The 19039-nt window shown below is 71.0% G+C and carries 14 protein-coding genes and 2 pseudogenes; 10 read left to right on the top strand and 6 right to left on the bottom strand.

Annotated features, from left to right (window positions below):
* Positions 1-9: 9 nt before the first annotated feature.
* Positions 10-522: a hypothetical protein gene (locus ABZW18_RS04845; RefSeq protein WP_356182151.1), complete on the bottom strand. Its 513-nt coding sequence runs from the start codon at positions 520-522 to the stop codon at positions 10-12.
* Positions 523-1075: 553 nt separating this feature from the next.
* On the opposite strand from ABZW18_RS04845, the pseudogene ABZW18_RS04840 reads away from it, so the two are divergent.
* Positions 1076-1520 (top strand): annotated as a pseudogene (locus ABZW18_RS04840) (transposase); the annotation flags it as partial.
* On the opposite strand, the pseudogene ABZW18_RS04835 reads toward ABZW18_RS04840, so the two are convergent.
* From ABZW18_RS04835 to ABZW18_RS04825, 3 genes and pseudogenes are all read right to left on the bottom strand, one after another.
* Positions 1508-1836 (bottom strand): annotated as a pseudogene (locus ABZW18_RS04835) (EamA family transporter); the annotation flags it as partial. The pseudogenes ABZW18_RS04840 and ABZW18_RS04835 overlap by 13 nt on opposite strands.
* A gap of 183 nt (positions 1837-2019) precedes the next feature.
* Complete coding sequence (locus ABZW18_RS04830; RefSeq protein WP_356182148.1) at positions 2020-3687, bottom strand: penicillin-binding transpeptidase domain-containing protein; 1668 nt, start codon at positions 3685-3687, stop codon at positions 2020-2022.
* Positions 3688-3868: 181 nt separating this feature from the next.
* Positions 3869-5638, bottom strand: coding sequence for a phospholipid carrier-dependent glycosyltransferase (locus ABZW18_RS04825; RefSeq protein WP_356182145.1), 1770 nt, complete (start codon positions 5636-5638; stop codon positions 3869-3871).
* A gap of 224 nt (positions 5639-5862) precedes the next feature.
* Here ABZW18_RS04825 and rsmI point away from each other — a divergent pair, with 224 nt between their 5' ends.
* The 9 genes from rsmI (at position 5863) to ABZW18_RS04780 (ending at position 16966) form a co-directional block, all read left to right on the top strand.
* Positions 5863-6741, top strand: a complete 879-nt coding sequence (gene rsmI / locus ABZW18_RS04820; protein ID WP_356182142.1) for a 16S rRNA (cytidine(1402)-2'-O)-methyltransferase — start codon at positions 5863-5865, stop codon at positions 6739-6741.
* Positions 6742-6997: 256 nt separating this feature from the next.
* Positions 6998-7411 (top strand): hypothetical protein, encoded by a 414-nt coding sequence (locus ABZW18_RS04815; RefSeq protein ID WP_356182308.1) that lies wholly within the window; start codon positions 6998-7000, stop codon positions 7409-7411.
* A gap of 77 nt (positions 7412-7488) precedes the next feature.
* Positions 7489-8403 carry a TatD family hydrolase gene (locus ABZW18_RS04810; RefSeq protein WP_356182138.1) on the top strand — a complete coding sequence of 305 codons (915 nt, stop codon included), beginning with the start codon at positions 7489-7491 and terminating at the stop codon, positions 8401-8403.
* Positions 8404-8513: 110 nt separating this feature from the next.
* A complete protein-coding gene (locus ABZW18_RS04805; RefSeq protein ID WP_356182135.1) occupies positions 8514-10007 on the top strand; it encodes a ubiquitin-like domain-containing protein in 1494 nt (497 codons plus the stop codon).
* 72 nt (positions 10008-10079) lie between these two features.
* The gene (gene rsmA, locus ABZW18_RS04800; RefSeq protein ID WP_356182132.1) at positions 10080-10961 is read left to right on the top strand and encodes a 16S rRNA (adenine(1518)-N(6)/adenine(1519)-N(6))-dimethyltransferase RsmA; all 882 of its coding nucleotides are present in this window, start codon (positions 10080-10082) and stop codon (positions 10959-10961) included.
* A complete protein-coding gene (locus tag ABZW18_RS04795) occupies positions 10958-11980 on the top strand; it encodes a 4-(cytidine 5'-diphospho)-2-C-methyl-D-erythritol kinase (RefSeq protein ID WP_356182129.1) in 1023 nt (340 codons plus the stop codon). The genes rsmA and ABZW18_RS04795 overlap by 4 nt, the downstream gene beginning before the upstream one ends.
* A 227-nt stretch (positions 11981-12207) precedes the next feature.
* A complete protein-coding gene (locus ABZW18_RS04790; RefSeq protein WP_356182126.1) occupies positions 12208-14010 on the top strand; it encodes an ABC-F family ATP-binding cassette domain-containing protein in 1803 nt (600 codons plus the stop codon).
* Between the two features lie 225 nt (positions 14011-14235).
* Positions 14236-15999: a hypothetical protein gene (locus tag ABZW18_RS04785; protein ID WP_356182124.1), complete on the top strand. Its 1764-nt coding sequence runs from the start codon at positions 14236-14238 to the stop codon at positions 15997-15999.
* A 253-nt stretch (positions 16000-16252) separates the two neighbouring features.
* Entirely contained in the window at positions 16253-16966 is a 714-nt protein-coding gene (locus ABZW18_RS04780; RefSeq protein ID WP_356182122.1) for a LuxR C-terminal-related transcriptional regulator, read from the top strand.
* Between the two features lie 34 nt (positions 16967-17000).
* Here the strand turns inward: ABZW18_RS04780 and ABZW18_RS04775 are convergent, their stop codons facing one another.
* Complete coding sequence (locus ABZW18_RS04775) at positions 17001-17306, bottom strand: hypothetical protein (protein ID WP_356182119.1); 306 nt, start codon at positions 17304-17306, stop codon at positions 17001-17003.
* A 26-nt stretch (positions 17307-17332) separates the two neighbouring features.
* Positions 17333-19003: a sodium:solute symporter family protein gene (locus ABZW18_RS04770; RefSeq protein WP_356182117.1), complete on the bottom strand. Its 1671-nt coding sequence runs from the start codon at positions 19001-19003 to the stop codon at positions 17333-17335.
* Positions 19004-19039 lie beyond the last annotated feature (36 nt).

The raw sequence follows: 19039 nt of genomic DNA, 5'->3' as shown, positions 1-19039 counted from the left end.
GCCGCGGTCTCACGGGCCGGCGGAACTGAGGCTGCGCACTCGGTCGGCGAAGACCACCGCCGCTGCCGAGAGGCGCAGCGTCTCCAGCGTGTCGATCTGACCCCGTGCCCGGTCCAGCAGCTCCCTCAGCTGGGACTCATCCAGACGGTCGTCCCGCGAGGCCACGACGAGCAGCGTGCGCCAGATCAGGGCCTTCCCCTCGACCCCCAACCGCAGGGTCTCGAGCTCGATGAACGTGCTCAGCCCCGAGCGCCGGTACAGAACACCGTTCGGTTTCAGGTGCCCCAGCCTCTCGGCCGCCCAGCCCCCGTAGATCTTGTAGCGGCGAGCGGGGACGCCGAGTGCGTTCATGAGTTCGAGCAGGGCCTGGCGGTCCTGGTCGATCTCCTCGGCGATGCGCTCCAGGTCGGCGGCGCGCGCCGAGTTGCGGTGCTGGTCGGCGATGCGCCGTGCGAGCCCGACGCCGAAGGTGGCACCGGCCAGGTGGTCGTTCAGATAGATCCCGAGCAGGTCGCGATGCATCCTGGGCCCCTTTCTCGGCTGTCTGTCCTCGGCGATCTCCTCGACGGTGCGGCTGCGTGCACCGGCGTGCCGAGGGGGCCCGACCCGGGTTCCCCGCACCGCAACAGCAAACCGAGAGAGAACGGGGTCGGTGGGGCGAAGTGCCGGGATGGGGGCCGAACGGCTAGGGCAAGCCCGACCGAGTCTGGACGGGTGGGGTGACACCCGCTTTAGAGCGAGGTTGGGCATTGTGCTGGCTGACCTGCGAGATTCTCGCTCGCTGGGCTTCGTCTGTACGCCGGACCCCGCCATGCGGCTCCGGCTGCCAGCTCCGGTGATGGGGCAACATGACGGATCATGATCGAGCCTGGCGCCCGAATCGATCTTGAAAACCGTCGTGGCAGCGATGTCACTGTGGGTTCACATCCCACACCCTCCGCAGATCAGAGCAGCGAAACGGCCCCTGACCAGGGAGATCGGGACGCTGTTGGTGAATAGGCCTGTGGCGTGACGTCGGCCTTCGAGGCCCGGTTGTGGTCTCGAAGGCCGACGTTGCTGTTTGGGGTGGGTTCGCGTGTCGATGAGGCCGCAGGTGCCGGAGGACGTTCCAGTGGAGACCGTGCGGGTGGCACGGGCCGCGTTTCCCGAAGGGCAGCCTGGCGATCAGGGTCCGGGACGAACTGGGAGTGATGTTCCGGGACGAGGAATTCGCCGGTCTGTTCCCAGTGCGGGGTAAGCGTGCCTGGTCACCAGGTCGGCCGGCTCTGGTGCTGGTGTTGCAGTTCATGGAGAACGTGACGGACCGGCAGGCCGCCGAGGCGGTGCGGGCCCGGATCGACTGGAAGTACGCGCTCGGACTGGAACTCACCGACGCGGGTTTCGACTACTCGGTGCTCTCAGAGTTCAGGGACCGACTGATCGGTGCGGACGGTGGCCGGGAGCTCCTGGACGGCATTCTGGCAGCGGCCCGGCATCGGGGACTGGTCACGGCCGCCGGCAGAGCGCGGACAGATTCCACGACCGCCACCACGAGTGGCGCCCACCGCGGGCGATCGGATACATCTGCCCGAAGTGTCCGAGCCGGAACGACCTCATCAGCAGCGCCGTGTAGGCGACATGCACGACCGCCGACGCGGCGAGATACGGCCAGGCTGCGGGGTCCGGCAACGGCGTGAAGACTGCCAGTACGGCGCCGCACAGCGCTCCGCCGCCGCCCACCAGCGTGAACGCGAGGAGCTGGTCCTTGATGTTGTGCGCGATGGCGTTCCAACTGGCGTGCGTGATCGCGGCGATCAGGACCGCCGCGGCGACGAGGGCCTCACGCGGCCCGCTCAACCGAGTCGGGCTGCGCACCTGGGAACTCCGCGACACCTGCGAACTCCGCGACACCCACGGACCTGACGCCACCCACAAACTCGGCGGCGTCAGGTGTGGGCGCAGGGGCAACAGGCGCAGGGGAAACACCGGAAACAGCAGCTGCGGTGTACCAGCGCATGGGGTTCCGCGCCGCCCGGTGCCTCAGCCGCCCGCGCGCAGCATCTGTGCCACCACCGGACCGGCCGATTCCCCGCCGTGGCCCCCGGCCGGGACCACCGCCGCAGCGGCCAGGTCGCCCCGGTACGCCGTGAACCAGCCGTTCGGTTTCTTCTGCCCGTCGACCTCCGCCGACCCCGTCTTTGCGCCGATGTCGCCGCCCAGCCCTGCCATCGCCTCCGCCGCGGTGCCCTGGGTCGCCGTGAGCTGCATCAGCTTGCGCAGCTGCTGCACCGTGTCCGGGGACATCGTGCGGGTGGCTTTGGCCATCTGACGGTTGTCGAGCGTCGGCGAGACGATGTACGGCTGGTGGAAGCCGCCCGAGTGGACGGTGGCCGCGACCGACGCCATGGTGAGCGGGTTCATCCGCACGCCGCCCTGCCCGATCAGCGATGCCGCCTTCGGGGCGTCGGCCTGCACCGGGACGGCCCCGTCGAAGGTCGAGACCCCGGTCCGCCAGTTGAGGCCGATACCGAAGACGTCCCGCGCCTCCTGGGTGAGGGCGTCGTCACCCAGCTTCTTGGCCTGGGTGATGAAGGCGGTGTTGCAGGAGCGGGCGAAGCTCTGCGCGAAGGTGCCGTTCTTGATCTCGAACTTCTTGTCGTTCTGGAACTTCCAGCCGCCGTACTCCGCGTACTTGGGGCAGGGGTGCGGCTTGTCGTAGCCCGCCATGCCCTTGTCCAGCAGCATCGCCGACGAGATGACCTTCATCGTCGAGCCCGGGGCGAGGGAGCCCTGGAGCGCGGCGTTGTATTCGCCGGCAGGGGAGTTGGCGACGGCGAGGATCTCTCCCGTGGTGGGCTTGATGGCCACGGCCGACGCCTTGGGGTGCTTGTTCACCGTCTGCTCGGCCACCGACTGCATCCGGGTGTCGAGAGTCGTGCGGAGCGTGCCGGGCGTGCCCTTGGAGAGCACCTTCAGAGTCTCGGGGGGCTGCTGGGCATCGTCACCGGTGCCGTTGCTCGAGCCGGCCGCGTCCGAGGGCGCGGCCCGGGCGATCCACAGCTCCGCGCCCGCCGTGCCGCCTGCCTTGTCGCCGTACCGCTCGCGCAGCGTCGACAGCACCCCGCTCAGCGACGGGTGGTCCTTCGCGTTCAGCTCCGTGCCGTTCCGGTCCACGGCCTTGATGGGTGGCGGCGTCTCGGCCTCGCCCGTCTTGAGGGTGTCGCCCCGTTCCAGTTCGGGGTGGACCACCGAAGGCTTCCAACCGACCAGCGCGCGCCCGGACGTCTTCTCGCGCACCACCTCGAGCTTGGATTCATACGTCCAGGTGGCCTTCTTGCCACCGTACGAGATCACCGCGTTGACGCTGAACGGCACGGTGGTGCCGCTGCGCGTCCCGGCCGTGAGGGTGACGTCGGAGATGTGGGCGTCCTTGCGGTAGCCGGTCAACGCGGCTGCCGCGGCCGACTTGTTGTCGGTGAAGGACGCGGCCCGGCTCGGGTTGCCCGCCGTCCACGCCGCGAGGAAGTCGCGTGCGGTGGACTTGACCTCGGCCCTACTGGGCGGGCCGGTCTTCACCGGAGCGGGCTTCTCGTCCGAGGCGGAGCTGCCCGTCGGTTCACTCATCAGGGCATACGCCCCGTATCCGCCGGCTCCGACCACCACGGCGAACACCCCACCGATGACAGCAACCTTCGCGCCACTTCGCATTTGGAGAAACCCCCACAGTCCCTCTGATCTCTTAACCACCTGATTAAGAGCGCGATCGCGGCGACTCTACCTGATCATTCGCACCGTTCCGCTCCGAGCGGGACCTCTGTTTCCGGCCTGTGACGGGGAGCGGCCGGCTCTTCCGCCGTGTCCCCGTCCACCAGCGGAAACACGCGGTGAACTACACCCATGAGTCAAGCCACATCCGGTTGCGCCAGTCCTCCATCGGCAACGGCTGACCCGTGTAAATCGGGAAGAAGTAGATGAAGTTCCACACGATCACCAGAACGAGGACGCCCGCGCCCACAGAGCCCAGGGTCCGCCGCCGTTCGCTCGACCCCGGTGGCCCGAGGAGCGCGCCGATCATCATCGCCACCGCGAGACAGAGGAACGGCAGGAAGACGACCGCGTAGAAGAGGAAGATCGTCCGCTCCTGGTACATGAACCAGGGCAGCCAGCCCGCCGCGATCCCGCAGAGGATCGCTCCCGCCCGCCAGTCGCGGCGGAACACCCAGCGGTAGAGCACGTAGAGCAGTGCGAAGCAGGCGGCCCACCACAGCAGCGGGGTGCCGATCGCCAGGACCTCGCGCGCGCATTTGTCCGCCGCGTCCGCGGGGCAGCCGTCCTGGCCCCGGCCGGGCGACTCGTAGAAGTAGGAGACCGGGCGGCCGAGGACGATCCAGCTCCACGGGTTCGACTGGTACGTGTGCGGCGAGGTCAGGCCGACATGGAAGTTGTAGACCTCGGACTGGTAGTGCCACAGGCTGCGCAGGCTGTCGGGCAGCCAGCTCCAGGCGCCGCCCCGGTGCGGGTCGGTGGAGGCCCAGTCGCGGAAGTAACCGCCCTTGGTGGCGAACCAGCCCGCCCAGGACGCGATGTAGGTCAGCACCGCCACCGGCACCAGCGAGAGGAACGCGGGAAGGAGGTCGCGCCGTGCCATCGAGCGCCACGCGCGCGTGGCGCCTGCGGTACGCCGCGCGCCCACGTCCCACAGCACGGTGAGGATGCCGAACGCCGCCAGGATGTACAGGCCGTTCCACTTGGTGGCGAAGCCCAGGCCCAGGCACAGTCCCGCGGCGAGCCGCCACGGCCGCAGGCCGAGTTTGAGCCGGTCCCCGACCGACGCGTCGGGCCGTACGTCCCCGCTCCCGTCCTCCGGGAGGGCCGCCGCGAGCCGGGCTCGCGTCCTGTCCCGGTCCACGAGCAGGCAGCCGAAGGCCGCCAGCACCCAGAACATCAGCACCAGGTCGAGCAGGGCTGTGCGGCTCATCACGAAGTGCAGACCGTCGAAGGCCATCAGGCCGCCCGCCAGACAGCCCAGGGCCGTGGACCGGAACAGCCGCCGCCCGATCCGGCACAGCATCAGCACCGAGAGCGTCCCGAGGAGCGCGACCATGAAGCGCCAGCCGAAGGGGTTCAGCCCGAAGAAGTGCTCACCGAGCGCGATCATCCACTTGCCGACGGGCGGGTGGACGACGTAGGAGTGCTCGGGGCTGAGCGGGATCTGCTGCGGATGGCCGAGGATCAGGTTGTTGGCGTCCTTGGGCCAGCTGCCCTCGTAGCCGTACTGGAGCAGCGACCAGGCGTCCTTCGCGTAGTACGTCTCGTCGAATATCACCGCGTTCGGGCTGTCCACACGCCAGAAGCGCAGCAGGCCCGCGACGAGCGCGACGAGGACCGGACCGCCCCACGCGGACCAGCGGGTCAGCCGGTCGGCGGCCCGCTGGCTCAGGCCGAGCACGGCCCAGGCGCGGGTCCCCTGTGGCGGGAACGGAGGCACCAGCCGGTCCCGTACGGTCGCCCGTGGCCGCTCCAGATGTCCGAAACGGCGCAGCCGCAGCTGCCATGCGGTCGGCCCCGGCCCTGGCCCCGGCGTCGGCTGCGGCGCCGTCGCACCGGCGGGCTGCTCGCCGAGCACCTGGTGGGCTGAAGTCGCGGTGTCACTCGTCACCGCGCCATCGTAGGGAACGCAGCTGTACGAGTTCGCCTCCCGGCCCGGGGAACGGGCACGGACCTGGACGGCACACGCCCGGCGCCGCCTCCCGCGCAACCCGCCGGAACCCCGGGGCCGGATGCCGGGACCTGCCGGGACCGCCGTCCAGGTCCGTGCCCGTTCCCCGGGCCGCGTACCGCCTCCGGCGGATCTGCCCGTGGGTGGCCTGGGAGGATGGCTCCGTGACTGGAACGCTTGTACTCGCAGGGACACCCATCGGCGACTTCACGGACGCCCCGCCCCGCCTCGCCGCCGAGCTGGCCGGGGCGGACGTCGTGGCCGCCGAGGACACCCGTAGGCTGCGCCGGCTCACCCAGGCTCTGGGCGTGCAGCCCGCCGGCCGGGTCGTGTCGTACTTCGAGGGCAACGAGTCGGCGCGTACGCCGGAACTCGTCGAGGCTCTCGCCGGCGGCGCGCGCGTGCTGCTCGTCACCGATGCCGGAATGCCCTCGGTGTCCGACCCCGGCTACCGGCTGGTCGCTGCCGCAGTCGAGCAGGACATCAAGGTCACCGCCGTACCCGGCCCGTCCGCCGTGCTCACCGCGCTCGCGCTCTCCGGTCTCCCGGTCGACCGGTTCTGCTTCGAGGGCTTTCTCCCCCGCAAGGCGGGGGAGCGCCTGGGACGCCTTCGCGAGGTCGCCGGTGAGCGCCGCACTCTGGTCTATTTCGAGGCCCCGCACCGCCTCGACGACACCCTCGCGGCCATGGCCGAGGTCTTCGGCGCCGAACGCCGGGCCGCCGTATGCCGGGAGCTGACCAAGACGTACGAGGAGGTCCGCCGCGGCCCCCTCAAGGATCTGGCCGCCTGGGCCGCCGAGGGCGTACGGGGCGAGATCACCGTCGTCGTCGAAGGCGCCCCGGCGCCCGGGCCGCAGAATCTGGATCCCGCCGAGCTCGCCCGGCGCGTCGCGGTCCGCGAGGAGGCCGGTGAACGGCGCAAGGAGGCCATCGCGGCCGTTGCGACGGAGGCGGGTGTCCCCAAGCGCGAGGTGTTCGATGCGGTGGTGGCGGCAAAGAATGCGCAGCGCCGGGGAGCATCGGAAGGTAAAGGACTAATCTGAAAGCAAAGCCCCAGCCGCGCAGCACCTCCTTTCCGAACTCACCCCAAAATCTGTGCCAATAGGTGGCCGGGGCTGCTGCGTTCGCGCCGGGGCGGGGCATCCACTGGATGTGGGACGTCCCGGTCCCGGGGAGCTTGTCCTGCGGACAAGAGGAGCTGGCATGAGTGAGATCGCAGACACCTCGCGGGGGATCCCGCCGACGCCCCGCAGCACGCAGGCCGAGCCGCCTGTGCACGAGGCGTACTCCTTCGCCTGTATGCGATGCGGGCACGGTTGGGAGCAGGCGTACGAGATTCGCCACCAGGTGGACGCCCAGGGGCGCGCCTCCGTGACCTACTACGCGAACGGGAAACGCGTCCCGTCCCCGCTGACCCGTCCCACCTGCCTCAACTGTGACGGCCACGTGGTGCGCATCATGCGTTCCGGCCAGATCCCCTCGGCGGCGGCGGGCCTGGTGCAGCAGGGGATGGCGGGGCCGCTGCTCCCCGCGGACGCCCCGATGGCACCCCCCGTCACCACTGCGGCGCAGCCGGCCGGAGAGAACGAACCCGCTTCGGCCGCGGCTCCGGAGCCCGCACCGCCCGCAGCGGGTGCGGCCACGGACACCGATGAGGGAACGGCACACCAGCGGCACCTCTCCGACCTGCTGCACGTCTTCCACCGCAGGTGACGGCGCTGGGCCCCGGCCACGGGTGACGGACATGGGTGACCGCGGGCCCGCGAGCCGGTCCCCCTAGGATCGCCGCCATGGCGGCAACAGCATCCACCGGTGACAGCGGCAAGCGGAACGGCGGCGGGGACGGCAAGGCCGCGCCACCGCTCCCCGAGCCCCTGCGGGTGCCCGTCGCCGACTCGCACACCCACCTCGACATGCAGAGCGGCACGGTCGAGGAGGCGATCGCCAAGGCCGCCTCCGTCGGGGTCGGAACCCTGATCCAGGTGGGCTGCGACGTCAGCGGTGCGCGCTGGGCGGCCGCGACGGCCGCCGCCCACGACAGCATCTGGGCGACGGTGGCGCTGCACCCCAACGAGGCGCCCAGGATCGTCCACGGCGACCCCGACGGTTGGTCCCGGCAAGGAGCCAGGGAGCCCGGCGGCGACGCGGCCCTCGACACCGCGCTCGAGGAGATCGACGCTCTCGCCGCGCTTCCCCAGGTCCGCGGGGTCGGCGAGACGGGCCTCGACTACTTCCGCACCGGCCCCGAGGGCATGGCCGCGCAGGAGCGGTCCTTCCGCCGGCACATCGCCATCGCCAAGCGGCACGGCAAGGCGCTCGTCATCCACGACCGCGAGGCGCACGGCGACGTGCTGCGCGTACTGGAGGAGGAGGGCGCCCCCGGCACCGTCGTCTTCCACTGCTACTCCGGCGACGCCGAGATGGCCAAGGTCTGCGCCGAGCACGGCTATCTGATGTCCTTCGCGGGCAACATCACCTTCAAGAACGCCCAGCCGCTGCGCGATGCCCTCGCCGTCGCCCCGCTCGACCTCCTGCTGGTGGAGACCGACGCGCCGTTCTTGACCCCCGCGCCGTACCGCGGACGGCCTAACGCCCCCTATCTCATTCCGGTCACGCTGCGGGCCATGGCGGAAGTGAAGGGCGTCGACGAGGACACGCTGGCCGAGGCCGTGGCCACCAATACGGCGCGCGCCTTCGGCCTCTGAGCGCACCCGCCGCAGCCCCCGATTGCGACACTGCGTAGTCGTTTCGCTTTGGAGAGTGACGGCGGCTCCCGCTACAGTCCCGGCCCGACCACAGGACGAGTGGGAGCGACGTGAGCAATTCCCAGGGCAGCCACCGGGCTGCGCGCAGCGCCCGCCGCAACCGTGCCGACGCACCGCGGACGTACGGCTCCTATCCGTCGTCCACCGCGTACGGCTCGCGCGGCACCGCGTTCGAGGGCCCGCGCGGCGCCGCGCGTGAGGGATACGAGCCGTATCTGCCGTACGTGCCGCATCCCTCGCAGGAGCGGTCCGCGCCGTACGCCCCGACGGCGCCCTACGGAACGGCCGTGCCGTTCGACGACGACGAGGACGACGAGGACCAGCCGTGGGAGCCCTGGGGGCAGCGGACCGACCGGACCCGCCCGTACGCGGCCGGCCCCTACTCGGCCGGTGCCGTCGGCGGCCGGGCCGCCGCCCGCCGCGCCGCCCGGCGGAAGCGGACCGCCGAACGCCCCGAGGCCCTGCGCCGGCTGGTCCCGCAGGCGCTCGTCGTGGTCTTCCTGGCCGGCGGCACCTCCGCCTTCATCGCCAACGACAAGTCCATCAGGCTGAGCGTCGACGGCGTCCCGCGCACGCTGCACACCTTCGCCGATGACGTCGGGGAGCTGCTGGCGGACGAGGGCGTCGCCGTCGGCCCGCACGACATCGTGGCCCCCGGACCCGACGAGGAGATCGCCGCCGGCGACGACGTCATCGTCCGCTACGGCCGGCCCGTCACGCTCACGCTCGACGGCGAGCGCCGCCGCATCTGGACCACGGCCCGTACCGTCGAGGCCGCGCTGCGGCAGCTCGGCGTCCGCGCCGAGGGCGCCTACCTCTCCGCCTCGCGGCACTCCCGGATCTCCCGGGTGGGCCTGGACCTGAACGTGTGGACCGAGCGCACCGTCACCTTCATGGCCGACGGACGCGAGCGCACCATCCGCACCAACGCCGCCACCGTCCAGGAGGCCGTCGAACAGGCGGGCATCGTGCTGCGCGGCCGGGACGCCACCTCCGTGCCGGCGAGCAGCTTCCCCCGCGACGGCCAGACCATCTCGGTCCTGCGGATCACCGGGCGGAAGGAGGTGCGGGAGGAGCCGATCGCCTTCCGGACGGTCCATCACAACGACCCCGCGCTCTTCCAGGGGACCGAGGTGATCACCCAGCAGGGCGAACAAGGCGTGGAGCGGGTCACCTACGAGCTGCGCACGGTCAACGGCGTCAAGCAGAAGCCGAAGCCGCTGCGGTCCGAGGTGGTCCGCCGGCCGCGGGACCAGGTGGTGAAGGTCGGCACCAGACCGATGCCGGCCTCGGTCGCGGGCGCGGAGGGGCTGAACTGGACGGCCATGGCGCAGTGCGAATCGGGCGGGCGGCCGAATGCCGTGGACTCCTCGGGGACCTACGGCGGGCTGTACCAGTTCGACACCCACACCTGGCACGGGCTGGGCGGCACCGGCCGGCCGCAGAACGCGCCGGCCGCCGAGCAGACGTTCCGGGCCAAGAAGCTCTATGTGCAGCGGGGGGCGAGCCCGTGGCCGCACTGCGGCCGCAAGCTCCACCAGTGAAGGACCGGCCGGCCCGCGGGCGGGCAGCGCCCTCGTTCCGGGCACCGCCGCTGTCCGCCGTAAGCTTCACCGGTGAGCACCAGCCCCACGCATGACGAGCCCGGCCCTCTCCTGGGCCCCGCCGACATCCGCGAACTCGCCGCCGCGCTCGGCGTACGCCCCACCAAGCAGCGCGGCCAGAACTTCGTCATCGACGCCAATACGGTCCGCCGGATCGTACGGACGGCCCAGGTGCGCCCCGACGACGTGGTCGTCGAGATCGGGCCCGGCCTCGGATCGCTGACCCTGGCCCTGCTCGAGGCCGCGGACCGGGTGACGGCGGTCGAGATCGACGATGTGCTCGCCGCAGCCCTCACCCCGACCGTCGAGACGCGGCTGCCGCAGCGGGCGGACCGCTTCGCGTTGGTGCACTCCGACGCGATGCAGGTGACCGAGCTGCCCGGGCCGGCGCCGACCGCTCTGGTCGCCAATCTGCCGTACAACGTCGCCGTACCCGTGCTGCTGCACATGCTGGCCGCCTTCCCGACGATCGAGCGGACCCTGGTGATGGTGCAGGCGGAGGTCGCCGACCGGCTCGCGGCGGCACCCGGCTCGAAGGTTTACGGCGTGCCCTCCGTCAAAGCCCGGTGGTACGCGGACGTGAAGCGGGCCGGTTCCATCGGACGCAATGTCTTCTGGCCCGCACCGAACGTCGACTCGGGCCTCGTCTCGCTCGTCCGCCGCACCGAGCCGGTGCGGACCTCGGCCTCCCGGCAGGAGGTGTTCGCCGTGGTGGACGCGGCCTTCGCGCAACGGCGCAAGACACTGCGCGCGGCGCTGGCCGGATGGGCGGGCTCGGCGGCCGCGTCCGAGGCGGCGCTGGTCGCGGCGGGCATCTCCCCGCAGGAGCGCGGAGAAGCCCTCACCGTCGAGGAGTTCGCCCGCATCGCAGAACAGAAGGGGGCGGCCCAGTGACCGGATCCGTCACCGTACGAGTCCCCGCCAAGGTCAACGTCCAGCTCGCGGTCGGCGGGCTGCGCGCCGACGGCTTCCACGACCTGGCGAACGTCTTCCTGGCCGTCGGCCTGTACGACGAGGTCACCGTCACCCCGGCGGACACCCTGCGGATCACCGTGTCCGGGCCGGACGCCGACCAGGTGCCCCAGGACCGTACGAATCTGGCGGCGCGCGCCGCGGAGCTGCTGGCCGCCCGGCACGGCATCGAGCCGGACGTGCACATCCACATCGCCAAGGACATCCCGGTCGCCGGGGGCATGGCGGGCGGCAGCGCGGACGCCGCGGGCGCGCTGGTTGCCTGCGACGCACTGTGGGGAACCGGCGCCTCCCGTTCAGAACTCCTCGCCGTCTGCGCCGAGTTGGGCAGCGATGTGCCCTTCGGCCTGGTCGGCGGGGCGGCGCTGGGACGGGGGCGCGGCGAACAGCTGACCCCGCTCGATGTCGGCGGCACCTTCCACTGGGTCTTCGCGATGGCCGACGGTGGCCTGTCCACCCCGGCCGTCTACCGCGAATGCGACCGGCTGCGGGAGGACGCCTTGGCCCCGGGGACCGCCCCCGGACCCCGAGCCGGGCGCGGCGCCACTACCGAGCACATCCCGGACCCGGAACCTTCCCCGGCCCTGCTCGACGCACTGGCCGAGGGCGACCTCGCCGCCCTGGCGTCGGCCCTGATGGCTGGGGGCACTCCCCCAGCTACCGCTGGGGGTACCCCCACCCGGACGGAGTCTGGGGGAGGCTCCAGCAACGACCTCCAGGCGGCGGCGGTCTCCCTGCGGCCCTCCCTCGCGGACACCCTGGCCGCGGGCGCGAAGGCCGGAGCCCTGGCCTCGCTGGTCTCCGGCTCCGGCCCGACGTGCGCCTTCCTGGTGAGGGACGAAGCGGCGGCGCAGGCGCTGGCCGAAACGCTCCTGGCCTCCGGTACGTGCCGCTCCGCGCGGGTGGCCACCAGCCCCGCCGCCGGAGCGACACTGCCGTAGCCCGTAGCCCGTAGCCCGTAGCCCGTAGCCCGTAGCCCGTAGCCCGTAGCCCGTAGCCCGTAGCCCGTAGCCCGTAGCCCGTAGCCCGTAACCGGCCGGCTGCGGTGCCGGCCGTGCCCCCGCGCCCCGGCCCGTACCGCGGCACGGAATCGGCCGCCCGGACCGGCGACTACCCTGGAAGGTCGGTCGGCATCCAGCGCCGGAATCGGCGCAAGGTCAGGAGTGGAATGGCAGCGAATCTCGTCAATCTGGAAGCCGTCGGCAAGGTGTACGGAACGCGTGCCCTGCTCGACGGCGTCTCCCTCGGCATCAGCGAGGGCGAACGGATCGGCGTCGTCGGACGCAACGGCGACGGCAAGACGACACTCATCCGCATCCTCGCCAAACTGGAGTCCCCGGACGGCGGCCGGGTCACCCACTCCGGGGGACTGCGCCTGGGGGTCCTCACCCAGCACGACTCCCTCGACCCCGCCGCCACCGTCCGGCACGAGGTGATCGGCGACATGGCCGACCACGAGTGGGCGGGCAACGCCAGGATCCGCGACATCCTCATCGGCCTCTTCGGAGGCCTCGACCTGCCGGGCTTCGAGCAGGGGCTGGATACGGTCATCGGCCCGCTGTCCGGCGGTGAGCGGCGGCGGATCGCGCTCGCCAAACTGCTGATCGCCGAACAGGACCTGATCGTCCTCGACGAGCCCACCAACCACCTCGATGTGGAGGGCATCGCCTGGCTGGCCAGGCATCTGCGCGCGCGTCGCTCCGCCCTGGTGGTCGTCACCCACGACCGCTGGTTCCTCGACCAGGTCTGTACCCGCATGTGGGACGTGCAGCGCGGCGCCGTCCACGAGTACGAGGGCGGCTACTCCGACTACGTCTTCGCCCGCGCCGAGCGTGAGCGCATCGCCGCCACGGAGGAGGCCAAGCGGCAGAACCTGATGCGCAAGGAGCTCGCCTGGCTGCGCCGCGGAGCCCCGGCCCGTACCAGCAAGCCGCGCTTCCGGATCGAGGCCGCCAACGAACTGATCGCGGACGTACCCCCGCCCCGGGACACCGCGGAGCTGATGAAGTTCGCCAACTCCCGGCTCGGGAAGACCGTTTTCGAGCTGGAGGACGTGACCGTACAGGCCGGGCCCAAGGTGCTGCTGAAGCATCTCACCTGGCAGCTCGGGCCGGGGGACCGGATCGGCCTGGTCGGCGTGAACGGGGCGGGCAAGACCTCGCTGCTGCGGGTGATGACGGAGGCGGCCCGTACGGACGGCGAGGCCACGCCCGCCGCGGGCCGGGTCGTCGTCGGCAGGACCGTCAAGCTCGCCTATCTCTCGCAGGAGGTCGCCGAACTGAACCCCGGCTGGCGGGTCCTGGAGGCCGTCGAGCAGGTGCGGCAGCGGGTCGACCTCGGCAAGGGCCGGGAGATGACCGCCTCGCAGCTGTGCGAGAAGTTCGGCTTCACCAAGGAGAAGCAGTGGACGCCGGTCGGTGACCTCTCCGGCGGTGAGCGCCGCCGGCTCCAGATCCTCCGGCTGCTGATGGACGAGCCGAACGTCCTCTTCCTCGACGAGCCGACCAACGACCTCGACATCGAGACGCTGACCCAGCTGGAGGACGTCCTCGACGGCTGGCCGGGCTCGCTGGTCGTCATCAGCCACGACCGCTACTTCATCGAGCGGACGACGGACCGGGTCCTGGCCCTGATGGGTGACGCGAGTCTGCGGATGCTGCCGCGCGGCGTGGACGAGTACCTGGAGCGCCGGGCCCGCGTGCTGGAGACAGCCGCCGCGCCCGCCGCCGCGCCGGCCGCCGCGGAGAAGCAGAAGCCGACCGTGGACGCGCGCGCCGTGAAGAAGGAACTCCAGCGCATCGAACGGCGCCTGGACCGCATCGGCGACCAGGAGTCCCAGCTGCACGCACGGATCGCGGAGGACGCGACCGACTTCGAGCGGGTGGCGAAGCTGGACACGGAGCTGCGCGAGCTCGCGGCGGAGCGGGACGATCTGGAGCAGCGCTGGCTGGAGCTGGCCGAGGACGTCTGACGGCCCATCGCATGGCAACGGCCGCGTCACGGCCCGGTCTCAGCTGCACGAGGCCGCTGCCACCGGGCCGTGCGACCGAGGTACCGGGTGATACAAAGAAGTCCCGCTCGGTTGCCGTTGTTTGGCGGGATCTCCATCCGATCCGCTCCTTCCCGGGGGGTTTTGAGTCACCGGGATCGCGGGGGAGAACGGTCGGACCAGGGACCCGCGTGAAGAGGAAAGCCGATGTCACAGCCGCCCCAGCCGCCCGATCAGCCTGCCCCCGGATCCGCCGGAGGCACCCCTCAGGGCGGCTTCGGCGCGCCGCAGGACCCGTCGTACGGATACCCGCCGCAGCAGCCCCCGGGCCCGCCCGCGTACGGCTATCCGCAGGCCCCTCCGCCCAGCCGGCCGCCGCAGGCCCCGCCGCCGCCCCGCTACGGCTACCCCGGTGCGCCCCAGCCGTCGCCCGGTGACCAGCAGCAGTACGGGCAACAGCCGTACGGGCAGCAGGCCTACGGGCAGCAGCAGTACGGCATGTACCCGCCGCCCGGGCAGTTCCCCGGCGGCATGCCGCCCCAGGGCGGTGGCAACCAGTCCCAGCGGCGCATGCTGGTCGTCGTCAGCGCGGTCGTCGCCGTACTGCTGGTGGTCGGCGGCGGCATCTGGTTCGCCACGAGCGGCGACGACAAGGACGGGAAGCCCGGGGCCGCGAACTCCGGCGGCACCGGCGAGGGAAGCGGCAACGGCGGTTCCACCGGCGGCACCGACGCCAAGCCCGGGTCCGTCGACGCCGAACTGCTCACCAAGCTCCCCCTCCCGAAGGTCACCGACATCGCGGTCGCCGAGGGACTGTGGGTGACGGACAAGGTCTTCGCCAAGGGGGGCGTCGACAAGATCGTCGGCTACGACCCGACCGGCGCCGACAAGAAGTGGGAGATCCCGCTCGCCGGGTCGATCTGCTGGGCATCACGCCATGTCAGCGAGGACGGCAGGACGGCCGTCCTCTTCCAGGGGGCCAAGGCCACCAAGGAGAAGTCGTTCCACGGCTGCACCGAGGTCGGCGCGATCGACCTCGACGAGGGCCGGATGCTGTGGCGGCATTCGGTCGCCGAGCAAGGCGACAAGGTCCGCTTCGACGAGGTGACCGTCGGCGGCGGCACCGTCGCGGCGGGCGGCATCCGGGGCGGCGCCGCCTGGAAGCTCGACGGCGGCAAGGAGCTGTGGAAGCCCAAGGGTGACGGGCGTTGCAGGGACCTCGGCTACGGCGGCGGCCGCAAACTGGTCGCCGTGCGGGACTGCGGCGACATCGGCAAGCCGGAGATGGAGAGCCGTACGCTGAATCCGGCCACGGGCGAACCGACATCGGTCTTCAAGGTGCCGGGCGGTATCAAGACCGTCAGCGTGGCCTCCACCGACCCGCTCGTCATCGGCCTCGACGCCGGGGACGACACCGGCGCCGGTGTCTCGGACTTCATGGCCATCGACGACAGCGGGAAGTCCGGCACCCTGCGCGGCAAGATCGCGACTCAGCAGGGGCAGTACGCGCCGGACTGCAACACCGATGTCGAGGGCTGCCGCATGCTGGCCGTCAGCGAGGACACCCTGTACCTGCCGACCAAGGAGCACAAGGCGCAGGCCGAGTACCGGAACACGAACGAGATCTTCGCCTTCGACCTGGACGGCGGCAAGGCGAAGGGGAAGGCCGACGCGGGTGAGGGGCAGACGATGATCCCGCTGCGGATGGACAAGAGCGGCAAGGTCATCGCCTATCGGAAGCCCACCTGGGACAGGGGCGGCGCCGTCGTGAGCATCGACCCCACGTCGTACAAGCAGACCGAGCTTCTGCGGAACCCCAACGGCAGCGCGAGGGCGGAGAGCGAGCTCGCCCCGCAGTACAACGACATCGTCTACGCGGGGGGCCGGCTCTACCTCGGGGACCAGAACGTCTCGACGCCGACGCGCTACACGAAGGACAAATACTTCGCCCTGGTATTCGGCTCCCGGTAGCGGCGCCGAGCCCCCGACGCACCCTCCGCCGGCCCCGTCCGTACGCACCGTACGAGCGGGGCCGGAGTCCTTCCGGCAGCGGCCGACACCCGCCGGAACCTGCCATGAACGGCATGAACGGGCCCTGAACGGCAGGGATTTCGGCATTCGGTGAGCTTCTGCCCGGTAACCGGCGCGCAATATCCATCGAACGTGTAGCTTCCGGGGACAAGAGGCCGGGGGGCTTCGGGTCTTGGGGGATTGGGGGGAGCTCATGGGCGTGCGGCTCATGGTGGTCGACGATCATCGATTGCTCGCCGAGGCGCTCGCCTCGGCGTTGAAGCTGCGCGGACACCGGGTGCTCGCCGCGGCGGCTCCGGCCGCGGGGGCGGCCGAACTCGTGGTGAGCAGGGCGCCGGAGGTGTGCCTGCTGGGCACCGCGGCCCCCGCCGAGCCCGGGGCCTTCGAGCCGATCGTGACGATCAAGCGGGAACGGCCGCAGGTCACCGTCGTGGTGCTCGGTCCCGTCCCCAGCCCACGCGGCATCGCCGCCGCCTTCGCCGCCGGAGCGAGCGGCTACGTACGGCACGACGAGCGCATCGACGGCGTCGAACGCGCCATAGCCAAGGCCAGGGCGGGGGAGGCGGCAGTCGCGCCGCAGCTGTTGCAGGGAGCGTTCGCGGAGCTGCTCAACCCGGCCGCCCAGCCGGACGACGAGGCAGCCAGACTGCTCCAGATGCTCACCCCGCGCGAGGTCGAGGTCCTCGTACGGGTCGCCGAGGGCGAGGACACCCGGCTCATTGCGGCCGGGATGGCAATAGCGCCGAGCACGGCCCGTACCCATGTCCAGCGCGTACTGATGAAACTGGGCGTCGGGTCCCGCCTGGAGGCCGCGGCCCTCGCCGCGCGCACCGGGCTGCTGGACCGGGCGCACACGGCGGGGGGACCGGCGGTGCCGCGGGGATGTACGGGGCCGCAGCGGACGTGAGGGGTCCGTACATCCCCGCGGCACCGCCGGGGCCTCAGGGCTGCTGCTCGGTGTCGGATGCCGGCAGTGGCGGCGGCGGCGGTGTCGGCCGCAGCTTCAGCCACACCAGGAAGAGAATGCCGAGGGCGAGCATGGCCAGGCCTGTCCACAGATTGATGTTGATGTCCTCGGCCTTCTTCAGATCCGCGTCCGAGACGGTGATCCCGGCGATCGTGACGATGACGCCGTAGACCACGAACAGGCCGCCGATGATGCGCCGTACGTCGAAGAGCCGGGCCGCCGTCGCGGACTTCTCCTCCAGTTCCTCGACCTCGTGCTGGTACTCGTACTCGTCGCTCATGTGCGGGCTTCTTTCCGGTCAGGGGATCAGAAGGAGAACGGGATGTAGCAGAGGGTCGCGAGGATGATCGCGGACCAGCCCAGCAGGGCCGGGCGCCGGTACCAGGCCTCGTCGCCCGGCGCCGCGGGCTCGGCCAGACCGGGGGAGACCGTGCCGTACACGAGCCCGGCGAGGGATTCGACCGGCTTGGGCTTGGTGAACAGCGAGACCGCGAGCATCACCACGCCACCGACCACGAACGCCACGATCGCGGAGACGAAGTTGGCCCCCTGGTCGCTCGGGATCGAGATGACGTCCTCCTTGTAGAACCAGAAGTAGTTGATCATCGCGGCGACGGTGCCGCTGAGCAGACCCCAGAACCCGGCCGCCGCAGTGGCCCGTTTCCAGAACATGCCGATGATGAAGACGCAGAACAGCGGCACGTTGAAGAACGAGAACAGCGTCTGCAGATAGTTCATGATGTTGCTGAACGACGAGGCGATGAAGGCCGTCCCCATGCCGCCCAGCACCCCGACCGCCGTCACCACGCGCCCGGTCGCAAGGTAGTACGCGTCTTCGCGGCCCCTCCTGATGTAGGCGCCCCAGATGTCGTTGGTGAAGACCGTGTTGAAGGACGACACATTCGCCGCCATGCCTGCCATGAAGGCGGCCAGGAGGCCGGTCACGGCCAGGCCCAGCACGCCGTTCGGCAGCAGATCGCGCATCAGCACCGGGATCGCGTCGTTGTACTCCAGTCCGCTGCCCTCCTTGCCCAGGTCCGGCTCCATCACCAGCGCGATCAGGCCGGGCACGACCACGATCAGCGGGATGAAGATCTTCGGGAACGCGGCGATCAGCGGGGTGCGCTTGGCGGCGGAGAGGTTCCTGGCCGACAGGGCGCGCTGCACCTCGGCGAAGTTGGTCGTCCAGTAGCCGAAGCTCAGGCAGAAGCCGAGACCGAGCACGATGGTGAGCCAGTTGGCCCCCAGCGGGTTGTCGGTACCGATACCCGTACCGCCCCACGCTGACGTGAAGTTGTCGCCGTGACTGCCGGTCAGCGAGTCGGCGAGTCCGCTCCAGCCCCCGACCCGCTCGAGGCCGACGACGGTGAGCGGGATGAGCGCGGCGAGGATGACGAAGAACTGCAGCACCTCGTTGTAGATCGCCGAGGAGAGCCCGCCCAGCGTGATGTAGGCGAGGACGAAGAAGCCGGCGACGACGATGGCCACCCACTGCGGCCAGCCGAGCAGCGCCTCGATCACGATCGCCATCGCGTAGAGGTTGACGCCCGCGATCAGCACGGACGCCACGGAGAAGATGATCGAGCTGAGCAGATGCGAGGACGGCCCGTAGCGGTGCAGCAGGAACTCGGGAACGGACCGCACCTTCGAGCCGTAGTAGAAGGGCATCATCACCAGGCCGAGGAAGACCATGGCCGGGATGGCGCCGACCCAGTACCAGTGCACGGTGTACGCGCCGTACTGGGCGCCGTTCGCCGCCATGCCCAGGATCTCGAGGGCGCCGAGGTTGGCGGCGACGAAGGCGAGACCGGTGACCCAGGCGGGGAGCGACCGCCCGGAGAGGAAGAAGTCGAGGCTCGTCTTCACGCTCCGCTTGGCGGCGAACCCGACGCCGAGGACCACGGCGAAGTAGAGGAACAGGATCGTGTAGTCGAGCGCGTTGGTGGGGAGTCGGAGTCCGTCTGCCAGGTAGTGCATGCATCACTCTCTTCGGGGGTCTGGGGTGCGGTCCCC

Origin of the sequence: Streptomyces sp. NPDC004647, from assembly GCF_040609575.1 — a bacterium.
Lineage (GTDB): Bacteria > Actinomycetota > Actinomycetes > Streptomycetales > Streptomycetaceae > Streptomyces.
This window is presented reverse-complemented; position numbering and strand designations above follow the sequence as displayed.